Annotated in this window: 8 protein-coding genes and 1 pseudogene; 2 read left to right on the top strand and 7 right to left on the bottom strand. The window is 67.2% G+C overall.

Annotated elements, in window-relative coordinates:
• Positions 1-31 precede the first annotated feature (31 nt).
• On the bottom strand, positions 32-1,039 hold the full coding sequence (locus ACIRJT_RS19695) for a LacI family DNA-binding transcriptional regulator (RefSeq protein ID WP_030624352.1): 1,008 nt from the start codon (positions 1,037-1,039) through the stop codon (positions 32-34).
• A gap of 585 nt (positions 1,040-1,624) precedes the next feature.
• On the opposite strand from ACIRJT_RS19695, the gene ACIRJT_RS19690 reads away from it, so the two are divergent.
• The gene (locus tag ACIRJT_RS19690; protein ID WP_403910830.1) at positions 1,625-2,329 is read left to right on the top strand and encodes a family 43 glycosylhydrolase; all 705 of its coding nucleotides are present in this window, start codon (positions 1,625-1,627) and stop codon (positions 2,327-2,329) included.
• Positions 2,330-2,768: 439 nt separating this feature from the next.
• The gene (locus tag ACIRJT_RS19685; RefSeq protein WP_403910828.1) at positions 2,769-3,392 is read left to right on the top strand and encodes a DUF1349 domain-containing protein; all 624 of its coding nucleotides are present in this window, start codon (positions 2,769-2,771) and stop codon (positions 3,390-3,392) included.
• Between the two features lie 375 nt (positions 3,393-3,767).
• Here the strand turns inward: ACIRJT_RS19685 and ACIRJT_RS19680 are convergent, their stop codons facing one another.
• The 6 genes and pseudogenes from ACIRJT_RS19680 to ACIRJT_RS19655 all read right to left on the bottom strand — a co-directional run bounded on the left by ACIRJT_RS19680 (position 3,768) and on the right by ACIRJT_RS19655 (position 15,047).
• Entirely contained in the window at positions 3,768-5,453 is a 1,686-nt protein-coding gene (locus tag ACIRJT_RS19680; RefSeq protein ID WP_403910826.1) for a cellulase family glycosylhydrolase, read from the bottom strand.
• 777 nt (positions 5,454-6,230) lie between these two features.
• Positions 6,231-9,485: a GH92 family glycosyl hydrolase gene (locus ACIRJT_RS19675; RefSeq protein ID WP_403910824.1), complete on the bottom strand. Its 3,255-nt coding sequence runs from the start codon at positions 9,483-9,485 to the stop codon at positions 6,231-6,233.
• A 595-nt stretch (positions 9,486-10,080) separates the two neighbouring features.
• Positions 10,081-11,003: pseudogene (locus ACIRJT_RS19670) on the bottom strand (aldo/keto reductase).
• A gap of 590 nt (positions 11,004-11,593) precedes the next feature.
• Positions 11,594-12,151, bottom strand: a complete 558-nt coding sequence (locus ACIRJT_RS19665) for a hypothetical protein (protein ID WP_403910823.1) — start codon at positions 12,149-12,151, stop codon at positions 11,594-11,596.
• Between the two features lie 52 nt (positions 12,152-12,203).
• Positions 12,204-14,516, bottom strand: a complete 2,313-nt coding sequence (locus tag ACIRJT_RS19660; RefSeq protein WP_403910821.1) for a DUF6571 family protein — start codon at positions 14,514-14,516, stop codon at positions 12,204-12,206.
• Between the two features lie 21 nt (positions 14,517-14,537).
• The gene (locus tag ACIRJT_RS19655) at positions 14,538-15,047 is read right to left on the bottom strand and encodes a hypothetical protein (protein ID WP_403910819.1); all 510 of its coding nucleotides are present in this window, start codon (positions 15,045-15,047) and stop codon (positions 14,538-14,540) included.
• Between the last annotated feature and the right edge of the window lie 836 nt (positions 15,048-15,883).

The raw sequence follows: 15,883 nt of genomic DNA, 5'->3' as shown, positions 1-15,883 counted from the left end.
CGCCCGAACGAGTGAGTGTGCCCATCGGCACTCAGGCCGGAGCCGGTCCCGAGCTCGCACGCACCGTGAGAACGGGCTCCAGCAGTTCCACCTCGTCGGTACCTCGGCCGACAAGCTTCGCGACCACCTGTTCCACTGCGCGGCGCCCCATCTCCTGTGCCGGGATGGCCACGGAGGTGAGCCGCACCGAGGCCTGCGTGGCCACCTGCTCGGGGCAGACGGCCACGACGGACACGTCCTCCGGCACCGCTCGACCCTGCTGCTGGAGCAGATTGAGCAGAGGCTCGATCGCGGCCTCGTTCTGTACGATGAATCCGGTCGTTCCGGGCCGCTCGTCGAAGATGCGGCCCAATGTGCCGGCCATCGCGGCGTACCCGCCCTCGCAGGGACGGTGCAGAATCCGCATCCCCGCCTCCTGCGCCTTCGCCCGTACGCCGTCCACGGTCCGTTCGGCGAAGCCGGTGTGCCGCTCGTAGACGGCGGCCGCCTCGCCGATCACCGCCACCTCGCGGTGTCCGAGTCCGGCGAGATGGTCCACGCAGAGCGCACCGGTCGCCTCGAAGTCGAGGTCGACACAGGTCAGCCCGCTGGTGTCGGCCGGCAGGCCGATCAGGACGGCGGTCCGGCCCGAATCCCGGAGCAGCGGCAGCCGCTCGTCGTGCAGTTCGACGTCCATCAGAATCATCGCGTCGGCCAGGGAACTCCCCGCGATCCGCCGGACGGTCGCCGGCCCCTCCTCGCCGGTGAGCAGGAGGACGTCGTAGCCGTGCGTACGGGCACTGGTGGCGACGGCGATGGCGATCTCCATCATCACGGGCACGTACATGTCCGTACGCAGGGGCACCATCAGCGCGATGATGTTGGACCTGCTGCTGGCGAGGGCACGGGCACCGGCGTTGGGGTGATAGCCCAGCTGCTGGATACTGTGCTCGACCCGTTCCCGGGTGGAGGCGGAGATCGACCGCTTGCCGCTGAGGACGTAGCTCACCGTGCTCGCGGACACTCCGGCGTGCTGGGCGACCTCGGCAAGCGTGACCATTCGGCTTCTCCCCTACAGATGGCGACCGCACGGGAGAGCGGATGAAGCGCTTCGACAGCGCCTTGCTGTGCTCCCCTTCGCGCTCTGACATGCACAGACACCGTGAAGCCTAGACTCGCACACAACCAGTGTCCAGAGGCAGAGTCGAAGCGCTTCGACCACTCGCCGCATCGGATCACTGCCGCACACCGCGGTTCAGGACGGCGAAGGTGTTCAGCCTGCCGGCCGGTCGCCGGACTCCTGTGCCGGAAGCGTTGCTGAAGGCGGTGACGGTGTCCTGCGCCCCGCTGGGCAGAGATCCTTTCCGCACGACCTCCGTACCGCGCCCCCGGCGGCTCCCCCGCTGAACGCCGGTTGCGGTGGGGACGGGGTGAACAGAGGGCAGCACCCATGTTCTTATGCTCCACGTCGCAGGATTTCCAACGTCGTACAACGGCCAGCGGCCCGCCCCTGGAACCGCGTTGGACTCCCACGCCCCGCATCGCTCCGACGGCAGAACGAACGTCCCTCCCGTACGCACGCGCCCCACCTCGCCACGCACCTTCGCCCGACAACGTTGTCGCCTACACGAGAGGCCTCGCCATCATGGTGCGCACCATCCGCAAGCTCTCCCTCATCGCCCTGGCCGCCACCTTGCTGGCGGGCATCGCCCCATCCCCCGCGGGAGCCGACGGTCCGGCAGCCGCCCGGGCGCTCGATGTACCGGTCCAGAGCACGGCCGAGGCAGGGAACCCACTGGTCGAGGGTTGGTACGCCGACCCTGATGTCGCGGTCCACGACGACCGTCTCCGGATCTTCCCCACCACGTCCCGCAGGTACGCCGAACAGACCTTCGTGGACGCGTTCTCCTCGACGGACATGGCGACGTGGACCAAGCACTCCAAGGTGCTGGACATCGCCGACGCCTCCTGGGCCACGTACGCGCTCTGGGCCCCCGCTCCGGTCTTCCGCGACGGCAAGTACTACCTCTACTTCGCGGCCAACGTCATCCAGAACGACTCCGAGCACGGCGGGATCGGCGTCGCCGTCGCCGACCGCCCGGAGGGCCCGTACAAGGACGCCATCGGCGGCCCGCCGATCTCCCGGTTCCACAACGGCGCCCAGCCGATCGACCAGGACGTCTTCATCGACGACGACGGTCAGGCGTACATGTACTACGGCGGATGGGACCACGCGAAGGTCGTCAAGCTCAACCCGGACATGACCAGCACCTGGAGAAGCGCCCGTCGGAACTCCTCGGGCTGCTGGCCGAGGAGTGGCGCCTGTAGTCATCAGGCGCGTCGCTCCTGATGCGCCGCCTGTTGGCGGAAGCGGTGGCCCCCAGCACACGCCCGGAGCGCGGCCAGAGATGGGCGTCCTGGAGCAGCGCGAAGCTGTCGTCCGAGACGGCGATCCCGCCGGTCGCCTGGGCGGTGCCTACGAAGAGACCATCATTCACGCCCTTCCGTGCCGACCGGAGGCTGGACCCGTCGTCGTGTCCGATCGCCGTCTGCACAGCGGCTCGTTCCGATTCGACGACATCGCGCCTGAGCGTCGCATCCCCGGTCACCTGGCTGCCGCCGCTTCAACCGTACGCCCGCCTTATCCTTGCGTGCGTACGATCGTACGCACACGACATCACTTACAAGGGCGGGCCATATGCGCCTCCCTGACCGATCGTCACCTTCGCCTGCACTATCGGTCCCGCACTCCCGCAACCACTTCACAGACAAGGAAATGCGACAAAACCATGCCGAGTCCCTATCTGGTAATCGATGCGCTGCCACCCCTGTCCTGGGTCCCCCTTGAGGGCCGAGCAACGGTCGAACAGTCCACCCAGACGCTCACCATGCGGAGCGCAGGAGAGGCCGATTGGACCAACAGCGCGACCGGTGGGGATCAGCAGCATAATGCGGCGAGCCTCGCGTTCCTGACCCCGTCCACCCCTTTCCTGCTTTCGGCCAAGGTGTCCATCTGGGGAGACCGCACCACCTTCGATGCCGGCGCCCTATCAATCTGGTCGGACGAGGACCACTGGGCGAAGCTCTGTTTTGAGTACTCCCCCGACGGCGAGGCCATGGTCGTCAGCGTCGTGACCAACACGTACTCGGATGATGTGAACTCCCACCTCGTGGCCGACGCCGGCATCTACCTGCGGCTCGCCTTCCTCGGCGACAACGCCTGGGCCTTCCATTCCTCGCCTGACGGTAAGCGTTGGAATTTCGTCCGGCTCTTCAACCTCCCGGTTCCGGCGGAAAAGCCAACGTACGTCGGTTTCCTCAGCCAGGCACCATTCGGCGAACGCTGCGATGCCGTCTTCAGTGACATCGAAATCAGCCATGTGCTGCTCAGTGACACCCGAAACGGCAGCTGACGGACGATGACCACCGCGAAGCGCCGACGCTGCCTCGGGTGAGAGCGCGCCGACCATGGTCCGCGCCGCACGTTCCGAAGTCCGCAGATGTGCCTGGGAGTTGGACGGGTCGGGCTTCGGATGTCGGCGAACAGGTGACCGTGGACGGGGCCCCGGTCGTCGCGCACTCGGACCAGCAGGGCACCGCCCCGACCTGGAAGGAGTCCTACGGCCACCGCCCGCTCATCAGGTGCGTCGACCACGGCCCCGGAGAAACGCGCCGCCTGTGGTTCGCCTGTTCGGGCGACACGGCGCGGACGCTCTGGCCACCGCCCCCTCGGCCGCACCCGGCCGGCAGGGGACGGGATCCCCCGCCGGCCGGCGGAACGGCCGCTGTCAGGCCGTCGTGCAGGTGTTGCCGCTGAGAGTAAAGGCCGTTGGCGCTGTATTGGTGGTGCTCCTGGTGCCGGTGAAGCCGAGCGCGATGGAGCCGTTCGCTGTGATGACCGCCGTGTATCCGGCGGGAGCGACGCCGACCGTCGAACCGCTCTGCGTGGCGGTCCCGCCCCACACGTTGGAGAGCGTCTGGCCGTTGGCGAAGGCGAAGGCGAGGTTCCAGCCGTCGATGGCGGTGGTGCCGGTGTTACGGATGGTGATCTCACCCTGGAACCCGCCGGGCCATTCGCCGACCACCCGGTAGCCGACGGAGCAGCTCACTCCCGGCGTGGGCCCGCCCTTGTCCGTGGTGACGTCCACCGTGGCGGAACGGACCGAGCGATTGCCGGCCGCGTCACGGGCGTACACCGCGAACAGGTACGCGGTGTCCGCGGTAAGGCCCGTCACGGTGGCACTGCTGGTGGCGGACGAGACGGCTGTGACCTCGACGCTGCCGCTCACCCGGACGACGTCGTAACCGGCGACAGCAACGTTGTCCGACGCTGCGGGCCAGGTGAGGACGGCCGAGGTCGCCGTCACCATGGAGGCGATCGGAGCACCGGGGGCCGTCGGGGCCTCCGTGTCGCCCGGGCTTCCGCCACCGCCGAAGACAGTGGCCTCCCGGGAGGTCCGGGCGATGCCGTCGGCTCCGTGGAAAATGCGCTCGCCCCAGGAGCTCAGGCGGCTCGGATCGAAGTCGATGGCCAAGTCGAGGATCGGGTCGGTGTTGCCGCTCCAGGACCACGCCAGGTAACCGAGGTCGAGAGCCTCGGCGGTGGCCATCATGGTGTCCTCGTCAGGGTCCCCCCACTGGTCGGCGGGTCCACCGAACTCACCTATGACAAGGGGCAGCCCGGCGTCGACGAAGGCTTGCAGGTAGTCGGTGATCGCCTGAGGCGTGCTGTAGACGCTGTACATGTGGATCGAGAAGACCAGGTTGCCCGTGGTGTCGGCGTCGTACACGGCTTGTGCGCCGGCGCGCATGACACCCTGCCAGTCCTGCCCCCAATTGGGCGCGTCCACCATGATCGTGTGGGCGAACCCCGCGCCACGCAGCTTCTGGACGGCGGCGGTCGTCGGCGCTGTCCAGCCGGCGGGGTCGGTGTTGCCCCAGGGCTCGTTGCCGATATTGACGATGACGTAGTCCTCTTCGCCCGCGAGAACGTCCTTGAGACTGATCCAGTAGTCGGCGGCATGGTCGAGGGTGCCTGCCGCGGTGTCCTCGCCGTAACCGGTGGTGTCGTGCACCTCCAGGACGCAGATCAGCCGGTTGGTCTTGCAGTCGTCGACGATGCCCGCTACTTCGGCGGGGCCGTTCCTCGTCCAACGGTGTCCGTCGGAGAGGACGACGCGAACGGTGTTGGCGCCCAGGGCCTTGATGTCGGCCAGCGACCGCGTCTCGCCGGGGTACCAGGTGTGTGCGTGGTTGACACCGCGCATGACGAAGTCGTTACCGTTGGCCTCCAGCAGGCGGCCGTTACTGACGTGCAGACCCGTGGCTGTGACTTCCGCCCCGGCGGGCCGGGCCTGCGCAGCGGCGGGGCCAAGCGCGCTAAGCAGAACGACGCCGAGCAGGGCGGCCAGACTTTTCACCAGGACGTTCAAGGGGCTCTGCCTGTGACGTGCCGTACTCGTTGCTGATCTCACTGCGACTCCAGGAAGTAGGTGCCGGGTGACGCAAGGTTCGGCGGCGGACGTGGGAGCGCTCCCATAAAGCCAGGTCGCCAGGAGCACGTCAAGACATTGCGCATCCTTCGGTGTACAGGCCAGAGCAACGTCGGAACCCTCTGGCCGCCGGCGTCGGCGTCAGCTGCGAGGACGAGCCGGCAGCGAGGCTTCCCCCGTTCTGCTGTGGGACTACGAAAGCGGCCCCGAGACCGGGCTGGAACCCCGCGCTTCTCCCCCATCGACACCGAGAAGGAGAAGCTGCGACCGAGATCGGGTGATCGCAACGGATACCGTGCGACGGATTCCGTGGTCGCAGTACACCCGCCGGCCCAGGCACCCCGAGGACGCCTCCGCCGTCGGCCGCCTGCCGCTCGTTCTCCACGACCACCCGCCGCGCAGCTTCGAGCGGGCCCTCGGCCGTGACAGGCAGCCCACCGCGCTCGACCGGCCCTGCCGGTACTGCCGTGGGCCGCTCGCCGCCTACACCCGGGCGGCTCCTGTCATGGTGAGAAAGGCCGGAAGGTCGTCACGGTGCCCGTGACCGGCGTCGAACCCGGAGATGCCGACGGCACGGCAGCCATGGCCGCCCCGTTCGGCAGGCGTCGACGCCCATGGGGCGGTGGGCCGGATGCCGGGATGGGCGAGTACGCGAAGGGCCCCGAGAAACCGTCTTTCGCGCCGGGGCCCTGATGAGAGGCGTGCGCCGATCCGGAACGGCGCACCGCCGGCTGGGTTTCGGCGGTCCGCCGTCCCTCTCTAAACGAGCGTCATAGCGTAGATCTCGACGCGGGAGTCGTCCGGCAGCGAGACCGAACGGACCGTCTTGCCCCCATCGAGTTCGGCGGCCGTACCGAAGAGCCGAATGGACGGCCCGTCGACACCGCTGCCCCTCTTGATGCGGTGCGGCATGTCGAGGACGACCGTGCTGCCGTTCGGCGCGGAGCCCGCCCAGTCGCCGAACGTCACCGGTGCCTCCGTGCTGCTGCCGTCCGTGTAGTGCACGGTCAGAGTGGTGGTCACAGGACCGTTGTGCGCCGAGCCGACCAGCCGCAGCGCACTGTGCTGTCCGGCGGGCAGCAGGAGGGCCTGCCCGCCTGTTTCGAGGAAGTTGTTCGCCGTACCGGTGGGGTCCGGCGCGTCGTACGTCACCCCGTCCCAGGTGACCGGCCCCGCCTTGGGCAGCAGGTCGCCGTCGTAGCTCCAGCCATGCCCGTCGAAGTCGCCCTCGTCGGAGTTCGCCACCGTGGCCGTGCCGTCGTGGCCGAGGTCTGCGCGCAGGTCCACCGCGCACTGCCCGTTCGCCTCACTCGCGCAGGTCGTGGCGGCTCCCACCGTGACGGTGGCCTTGCGGGTGACCGAGTTCGTCCCTCGACCCGCGACCTTCACCTCCACCGGGTAGGACCCGGCCGCGACGCCCGGGGGCACATTGATGTCGAGCGACACCTTCTTCTGGACCGGGAGGTGACCGGAATCGATCACCAGTGGTGAACGCTGTGCCGTCGTGGCCTTCCAGCCGCTGGGCACCTTCGCCGTGACCGACACGTTCAGCTTTCCGGGAGTCTGCCCGAGGACGTCCAGCGTGAACTTCGCGGTCTGTGCGGCGTCACCCGTGGGGACGACCGCCGCGGCGGGACGCAGCGACGCGTCGACGTGCTTGCGGCTGTCGGGGGACGCCTGGTTGACGGAAGGCGGCTGGGCGCCCTTGCCCGTGCCCCAGGAGGAGGGGGAGGTCCCGAGCCGGTGGGCAAGGGTTCCGCCGTGCGCGAGCTTGTTCCAGCTCAGCCAGGTCTGGGGTACGTCCCGGCCGTTCAGTGCCACGCTCTGCACGTACCGCTTCGTGTCGCTCGCTCCGGGTGCTTCGATCGTCAGCATGCCGCCCTGGCCCTTGGTGCCGGACGCCTTGGGATAGCTGCCGATCCGGACGGTCGCCGATTCGAACTGCGGGCTGGACACGGCCAGGAAGTCGCCGCCGCTCATCGTCGGGTAGAGGCCGAGGGAGGAGAAAACGTACCAGGCCGACATGGTGCCCAGGTCGTCGTTGCCCGTCATCCCGTCCGGCCCGATGGTGAACAGCGTCATCGCCGCACGCACCACGGTCGCGGTCTTCGCCGGGGCGCCGACCCAGTTGTACATGTAGGGGGCGTGCAGGTCCGGCTCGTTGTTCGGGTTGTACGTCGGCTTGCCGTAGTAGTCGTACGGCTGCGAGATCCAGTCATTCCGGGCGGTGCCCGCCGGGTCGGTGAGTAGCTTGTCGTGGACGAAGAAGGAGTCGAGCCGCTTCTCGGTGGCGCTCCGGCCGCCCATCAGGCTGACGAGGCCGGCTGGGTCCTGCGGTACCAGCCACTGGTACTGGTACGCGCCGCCCTCATGGAATAGGTGTGCCGCCTCGACCGGGTCGTAGGGCGTGAGCCAGGTGCCGTCGGCCGTCCGCGGCCGGAACTGCTGGATCGAGGAGTCCCACAGGTTCCGGTACCACTGGCCGCGCGCGGCGAACATCTTGGCGTCCGACTTGTGTCCGAGCCGGTCGGCCATCAGCGCAAGCGACGCATCGGCGGCGGAGTACTCCATCGTCGCCGACGCCGGGTGCTTGCAGTCGTTGTCGCCGCCCTTGTCCGCGCAGTCGTTGCCGAGCTCGAGACCTGACGGGATGTAGCCGCGCTCGGTGTAGTGGTCGGATCCCGAGCGTCCGTTGTACGGCGAGTCGACGGGCGGGGTGCTGGTCGCGTTCTTCTTCAGCAACGCGTAGGTCTCTGCCTCGTGTCCGGCGAGCAGACCCTTCGACCAGGCCTCTACGAGGAAGGGAGTGACAGGGTCACCGGTCATGATGTTGGTCTCGCTGTTGGCGAGCGCCCAGCGGGGCAGCCAGCCGCCGTCCCGGCCGGCCGCGACGACCGACAGCGCGACATCCCGGGCGACCTTCGGCTCCAGCATCTGCAGAAGCTGGTTCTGCGGCCGGTAGGTGTCCCAGAGCGAGAAGTTCTGATACGGCGTGTAGTCCTTTGCCGTGTGCGTCTTGTTGTCGAACCCCTGGTACATGCCGTCGACGTCACCGGCGAGGTTCGGGTGCAACTGGCTGTGGTAGAGCGCGGTGTAGAAGGCCTTCTGCCGGTCCGCCGCGCCTCCGCCGACCCGGATGGAATCCAGCTGCTTCTTCCAGGTGTCCTGCAACGCCGTACGCGTGGCGTCGAAGTCGAAGGACTCCTTGGTCTCCGCGGCCAGGTTCTTACGGGCGCCCTCCACACCGGTGTAGGACAGCCCCACCTTCAGGACGGCGTCCCGGTCGGTGGTCGCGTCGAAGGTCACCCAGGCGCCGTTCTGGCCGCCTCCCTCCGCGTCGCGGGTGCCGGGCTCGGGGTCTGCGCCGTCCCACGTGCCGTAGGCCTTGAAGGGCCGGTCGAAGGTGGCGCTGAAGTACACCGTGTGCTCGTCGTGTCCGGCACAGAAGCCCCCGGCGTGCACCCGGCCCTCAATGGTGCGGTCACCGACGACGTGCACCTCGGAGTCCAGCACAGACTGGTTGGCCTTGCCCGTGTTGAACAGGACGTTGGCCGCACCGGTGGAGGGGAAGGTGTAGCGCTGCCACCCGGTGCGCTCGGTGGCGGTGAGTTCCGCGTCGACGTCGTACTTCTTCAGCCCCACCCGGTAGTAGCCGGGACTGGCCTGCTCGTCGTCGTGGCTGTACGGGGAGCGGTAGGCGTTCGGGTCCACGGAGTCGACCGCGCCCGTGGTCGGCATGATGGGCAGCTCGCCCATGACGCCGCAGCCGACGCCGGACAGGTGCGTCTGGCTGAATCCGTAGATCGAGTCCTGCTTGTAGTCGTAGCCGCCCTGGCCGCCGGTGTCCGGACTGACCTGGACCATGCCGAACGGCGCGCTCGCCCCGGGGAAGGTGTTGCCGAAGTTCTGGGTTCCGACGAACGGATTGACCAGATCGATCGGTTCCGCGCCCGCGGCGGCGGCGGCGGGCTCGGCGATGCCGGCCACTCCGCCACTCACGAGAACGGCGGCCATCAGACCGGCTGTTATACCGGAAGCACGGGGACGGAACGGTCTGAAAGCAAACCGCATGGGGTATTTCCCTTCGAGTCCTGCTCAACTGACAACGTTGTCACGGTGTTCGTTCGCACCATAATCCCCAGCCGCCGGGATGTCACTGGGTGAGCGGGGGCAATTCTGACGCGCTGCATTGATTCTCCAGATGGGGCGTCGACAAGCGACCTGCCTGCCCTGGCGCGCGGCCTGCGGGGCGGATGTGCCACCAACGGCACACGGAGATGGGCTTGACCCTCGCGGCCGGAGAGGAACCGGGCGAGGCTCGGGCCGAGACCTCGGCGGGCACGTCGAGGTACAGGGTGTGATGGAATCCCCAGGCCCGGAGCGCCAACCGGTAGCCACTGGCGAGCGGAACAGTCACGTGACACCCGAGATCAGGCTCCACCGGCTGCTGAACGCGCATCCGAGCCGAGTCGAGGGAAATCGGGGTGGGGATGAGCAGCTGCCGCTGCCAGGTCCGTCTGATCAGGTGCGTCGTACAGCCGGGTGTGGCACTGCCCGCACAGGGCGATCTTCGTCAGGAGATACTCACGATTCGAGTTGCGTGTCCAAGTCACCATTCGGTGGACGCGACCAGGTGCTCCTCCAGTTGCGGCGGGGACGACGCCCCGGCCAGCGGGATGACCGGCAACTCGCCGCCGATCTGCCAGGAGAGGACGACCTGGTTGGCGGTGGCGCCGGTCTCCCGGGCGACGGAACGCAGCGCGGCGAGCCGGGCCGGGGTGCCCGGGTGGCCGTAGTCCGGCGGCAGCGGCTTGTCCTCGCGTACGTACGGACCGGCGAGCAGCGGGGAGTAGGCGACGAGGGTCAGGGCGGGCTCAGCCCGCAGTAGCCGAATCCTTCGGGGCCGGCGTGACCGAGGCTGCCGTCCGGACAGAGGTCGCTCGGCACGTCGAACCGGGGGCGCAGGTGGCTGTGCTGGTACTGGAGCACCTCGTATCCGGGCAGCCGGGCCGCGGCGGCCAGCGCCCGGGCCCGTTCGACCCGCCACTTCGCCTGGTTGCTGGCGCCGAGGAGTCCGACCGTACCCTCCGCGGCCAAGGCGCCGAATCCCTCAACGGTCTCCTGCTGCGGTACGGAATCGATATGTGCGTAGAGCAGGTCCAGCTTGTCGACACCCAGCCGTTCCTGGCTGGCCTCGGCCGCTTCGCGGATCGCCTTGGCCGACAGACCCTCCGGGTTGTCGACGAAGCCGGCTGCGCCGCCACCGGCCCAGGACGTTCTCGCTGTGACCGCCCTGTCCTCCGTCGGTCCAGAAGGCGTAGTCGTCGGACGTGTCGATGAAGTTCCCGCCCACTTCGACGTAGCGGTCGAGAAGGGCGGAAGAGGTCTTCTCGTCGGTGTGCGAACCGAACAGCATCACGCCGAGCGCGAGCGCTCCTCACTCCGGTGGGCAGGGTCGGTGCCTATGGTGCGGTATTCCGTGGTGGTCCTTCTCTTCGGCCCGGTAGTCCGGGCTCGATGGGGAGTCTGCATCGTGAAGTGCACTCCAGGTCAAGCGTTCCGGGGCCCCAGGGACGGAATCCCCGGGCGCCCCGGCGGCAGACGTCAGCCCACTGCCAGCAATGGCCTGACAAAGGCCAGGCCCAGGCATTGTCGGTCAGCACGCGTTCGATGCGGATGATGCCAAGTTCCTCGCGGATGACATCTTCCCCAGGCGCACATCGCCGCGCAGCACCAGGCGCAGCCCTATCCGAAAAATGACAGGCGGACCTGACGGTTTGCATTGTCGCGATTTGTATCCACCAAACTCCGTTAAGACAACCCCGAGGATAGCTGGCCGCCCGGGGCCTACAGCCGCCCGTCCAACGTGTACGAGGAGTACAGGGGAACCGCTGCTGCTGGTCGACGCGTGCCGTTTGGAGCGCAAGACCGGGCGGGGTTCCGCACGCACGAATGGCACCATGAAGTTGTGGGCCAGGTCGTCCCACAACTGTCCTGCCTGGCAGCGCTCCTGCCTGTGCACTTCTCGGAGAACAGCAGCCCGTACTCGCGGGGTGAGTTGAACGCCCGCCCTTCATGGGCTGACGGCATCGGACGTATCACCGGCGTGAGCGACTTGTCCCTCATGGCACCAGCCTGTCACACGCATCCGACTTCTCGACCTTATCGGTGAAGGAGACGATCAGACGCTTCATGGCGTCGGCGTCCTCGTGATCAGAGCCATAGGCCTGAACTCCGGTGTAGAGCTCTTGCTTGTACTTCTCGTCAACGCAGTCCTGTGTCTTGCCGAAGGCCTGGTTGTCGGAATACACGTACCGCCCCGCGTCCGCGGTCTTCTCCACCCGCTCGAGGGTCTGGCTGCGGAGGAAGTACGCCGTGTCACGGCCGCCCTGCCACCATGTCTGCACCGTTCTGACAGCGAGCTTTCCGTCCACGGACACATCGCACCAGTTCGCCGACGGGGAGATGTCGGGCTTGACGGAGAGCTTCTTCCCCGGCGGGAGAAACGGCGTGAGCTCCTTGGTGTCGAACGGTATGCCGCAGAGGCTGCCCGGCACGGAATAGTCCCTGGTCTCCTCATCGGCGCCACATCCTGTGACCGTGGCGGCCAAAACGGCGAGAACGATGGCGGCGAAGGCAGGACCGGAATGTGCTCCGGAGATCGGTAGGCGGCGGGCCATGGTGGTACCTCTCGAGGGCGGCTTGGAATCTGGGCGGAACTTGGCGAGTTCGTCAGGACGTTGTCCGGCTACCCGGGGTCCGGCCGTCGACGATCGACTGGGCGTTGTAGAAGCCCTGTGCGCCGCTTGCGCGAGCCCACGTCTCGGCGTCCGCGGGGTCGACCATGCCGTGCTCTTCCGCGGCCAGCCGAGCTGCCTGGCCGGACCGGTTGCCGTCGTTCTTCAGGCCGTCTTGCCAGAGCTCGCCCCTCGCGTCCTCGGAATCCTCCAGTTCCGTGCTCTTGAAGTCCTGGAACATGGATTCGAGGACGGTGCCGGTGATGGTGGTGGTGGCTCCACCCGCGACGGCTCCGATCCAGGGGGTGGCGACGAAGGAGGTTCCTACACCGACCGCCGTACCGAGACCACCCGAGATACCGCTCTTGACCAGGTCCATCGAGTCCTTGTACGCCTCATCAGCCTCCTTCCCGCCAGCCGCCAGTTCCTCCTGACGGCCCAGGGCGAGAATTCCGGAGACCTCCCCCGACTTCTCTGCTATTCGGCGCACGACACCTTCCGTGTCGTCGTCCACGACCTGACCGGCAGGCAGATCGGGATTGAGGTGGTACTCCATCAGCTGGCTCATGTACGCCTTCTGGCCCACTTCTACCGCCGCATAGCCGTCCGGGCTCTGGCCCACGGTGAACAGGAGCTTGGTCACGTCTCGCGGCTCGAGTACGGCCTCTTCCCCGACCATCGGATACATCTTCTTCGTCTGCCCCCACGACGTCGAGTCGGGGTCGGTCCGATCAGCGCCGCTGATGGACCGACTGATGTCCGGCAGGTACTCGGAGGTGATCTGCCCCATGCTGTCGAGCATGTGTCCGTGCTCGAGCAGACGCTTGTCCGGGTCCTCACCGATGGACGACACGAGTCGTTCCATGAGCGCGGTCTGCTCGGCGTTGTGGTGCGGCGTGTCCAGCGTCGGCAGCTCACCGGCCGGGTGACCTGTGGTGGCGGCCTCAAGGGCCATCGCCAGGTTGTTCCGTCCAGCGATGCTCTCCTCGTGTTCGGAGTCGTAGTCGGTGGGCCAGTCGCGCTCCTCAAAGAGGTAGTCGAAGTTGGTCAGTGACTTCTTGACCTCCTTGTCGTCCTTCTTCTCGGTGAAGTCGTGGTCCTCGTCCTTGGTGAGGAAGGTGTCGTTGAAGAAGGATGTCGCGGCGTCCGGGTTGTTGGCGAGAGCCTTGAGGTACCCCGTCATCGGGTCCCATCCGGTATCCGTGCCGGTGTGGTTGAGCGTCGCGTCGGGCCCCAGGCGCTGCCAGGCTTCGTGCTGCCCGTTGCCTGTGAACTTCTTCTCCGTGGCCATGAGCTTGTCGCCGTAGCTGTTCAGGAACTGGTCGTCGTAGTCGCCCCAGCGCATCAGGTTGCTCATCACCTGTCCGCCCAGAGGGAAGCCCCCGCCACGGCCCACGGGCTGGTCGACCATGGCTACCATGTTGCCCTTCCATGAGGTCATCGCGGCGCTGTCGCTCTGGGTCGCGGTGGCGAGTGTGAGGCTCAGGTTCTTCTGGAGGTCGTCGAACTGCTCCCTGCGGTCACGACGCATGTCCCATCCAGTGTTCGGGTCGGTGACGCCGACCCAGAAATCCAGAGTCTTCTGCGGTCCGAGCGTGGTGGCGAAGCGTTCGGCGAACAGCGGGTCGGCGGAGTACTGCTTCAGCCCCGCGTTGAGCCGGTCGAATTCAGCGGTGGAGAGATCATCCGGGTCCTTCTTGGCGAGTGCCGCCAGGTCGTCGGCGGTCTTGAGTGCTTCAGCGGCTGCATCCCGGTCCTTGTAACTGGCGTCACCGAAACCGTGGACGGTCTGGTCGGCAAGCGCCTTGAGGACCGTACTGGCGGAGTTGTCGCTCTCGGTGGCCTTCCCGAGGATGCCTTGGATCTCGTCGCGCAGGGCATTGACGTCGCTCTGGGCGTGGGAGGGCGGGGTATGGCCCTTCGCCGCGCGGTCCGGGTGGACGTTCATGGTGACCGTGAATCCGCCGTCACCGGTGTTCGCCACGGTGAGGTTCTTCTTCAGGCCACGGTCGATGGCGTCCTTCAGCTGGGTGTGGTAGGCCCTCAGCTCCCCGGCAGTGTCCTTGAGAATGCTGTGGATGGACTTGCCCTGAGTGTGGGCGTCCTTGATCTCGCCGGCCGTCTTGCCGATGAACTCCTTGGTGACCTGTGAGTTCTCACCGGCCCAGCTCGCCTTGTTGGCTGCCTGGCGCAAGCCGTCTTCGGCGTCTCTGGCGAGGGCTTGGAGCCTGCGGACGATGACCGACCAGTCCTCGACGGCATCGTCGAGCAGTTTGAGGTTGGCGTGGCGCAGAGTGTCGAAATCCATGAGTGGGCCCCCGTTGTTCAGTTACTTTTTCTCGCCGTAGATCGGATTCTTGTCCCCGGCCGTTCCGGCCCGCTCGTCGAAACCGGCGTCGAGAGTGTCGATGCTGCTCACCTGACGCAGGATGTAGGCCTCGTCACCGGCATGGATCTTCTTGGTGACCTGCATGTGGTTGGAGATGTGCGCGCAGGCGTCGAGGACACTGTTCAGCTGCGTGGACCAGCGGTTCGACACATGCTGGAGCCCGGAACCGAGCGCGAATCCCTGCGAGGCCAGATCGCTCGCAGCCTTGTCGACGCTCGTGCTGTCCAGACGGGCCTGGTCCCAGAGCTGGTCGTAGAGCGTATGCGCGTGGCTGCCGATCTTGGAGAGGCCCTGCTGATTGACGTTGAGGTCACCCGTGCTGCCGGGCGTCGTCGGCGCCGGGCCCGGGCCGGAGTCACCGGCGTACTGGTTGAGCTGCATGTGCGTCGCCCCCGCCTGCTGACGCTCCAGCGCTTCAGTCTTCAGTTGGTCCCACTCGTCCCACGCCACCGACCTGCTCCTTTACCCCCGACGGCTATCGCCGACAGGCCGCCGAACGACCTCGACCTCCAGCGTAGTCATTCAGCCTGGCGTTCGGGACCGGCACACAAAGTCTCCTTCAGATCCTCCACAGGACGTGGCCCGGGCAGCGTGCGTTCGTCCCCGGAGCCGTCAGATGACCTTCTTACGCTACCGGCAAGCCTTCTCGTCCGACCGGAAGGAAGAACTGACGGAGGCACTATGGGCTGAGGCGCCCACCGTGGCCAAGATGCTGACTCGCATGGGAGCCGCCGGGCTGGTTGAACGGTAACGCCCCAGGACCGCCGGGTCCTGCTTGTGGCCCTCACCGACAAAGGACGCGCCCTGTGTGAACCGGTGCCCCGGATCTGGACGCCCCAGGACGAAGCCACCGCCAGGGGCCTGAGCCCGACCGAACGGGATTGGCTAGAGCACCCGCTGGGCCGGGTCATCGCAAGCATCGACGCCCGCCGCGCCCAGGAAGAGTTGGCCGCCCCCTCCAGGAACGGTCCGTCCCCAGGGAACGCGCGAACCTCCCCCGAGGCAATCGACGATCCGGACGGCGTCTCTTTTGGTGCGACCGGAAATCGCTCCTACAGTGGCGACAGGCCCTCCCCGAGGAACGACAACCGCACCTGACGGTTGGCATTGTCCCTGTTGGTGTCCACCAAACTCCGTTAAGGCAACCCCAGGCTATCCGGATGGCAACGCACGCCTGCCGACTGTGGTCATCACCTCACGAAGTGATGACCACCCATCTCAAGCCTTCACCTGCCTACACCCAAGCCGGCACCACATCACGTCGATCAGCCACCTCAACCTCCGAG

The sequence above is a fragment of the Streptomyces sp. NPDC102283 genome (assembly GCF_044766265.1).
Lineage (GTDB): Bacteria > Actinomycetota > Actinomycetes > Streptomycetales > Streptomycetaceae > Streptomyces.
The sequence above is the reverse complement of the archived record's forward strand: the minus strand, read 5'-3'. Positions and strand labels throughout refer to the sequence as shown.

Bases quoted from the DNA above. Each gene is read 5' to 3' on its own strand.
- ACIRJT_RS19695 (WP_030624352.1), bottom strand. From the start codon at position 1,039: ATGGTCACGCTTGCCGAGGTCGCCCAGCACGCCGGAGTGTCCGCGAGC.
- ACIRJT_RS19690 (WP_403910830.1), top strand. From the start codon at position 1,625: ATGGTGCGCACCATCCGCAAGCTCTCCCTCATCGCCCTGGCCGCCACC.
- ACIRJT_RS19685 (WP_403910828.1), top strand. From the start codon at position 2,769: ATGCCGAGTCCCTATCTGGTAATCGATGCGCTGCCACCCCTGTCCTGG.
- ACIRJT_RS19675 (WP_403910824.1), bottom strand. From the start codon at position 9,485: ATGGCCGCCGTTCTCGTGAGTGGCGGAGTGGCCGGCATCGCCGAGCCC.
- ACIRJT_RS19665 (WP_403910823.1), bottom strand. From the start codon at position 12,151: ATGGCCCGCCGCCTACCGATCTCCGGAGCACATTCCGGTCCTGCCTTC.
- ACIRJT_RS19660 (WP_403910821.1), bottom strand. From the start codon at position 14,516: ATGGATTTCGACACTCTGCGCCACGCCAACCTCAAACTGCTCGACGAT.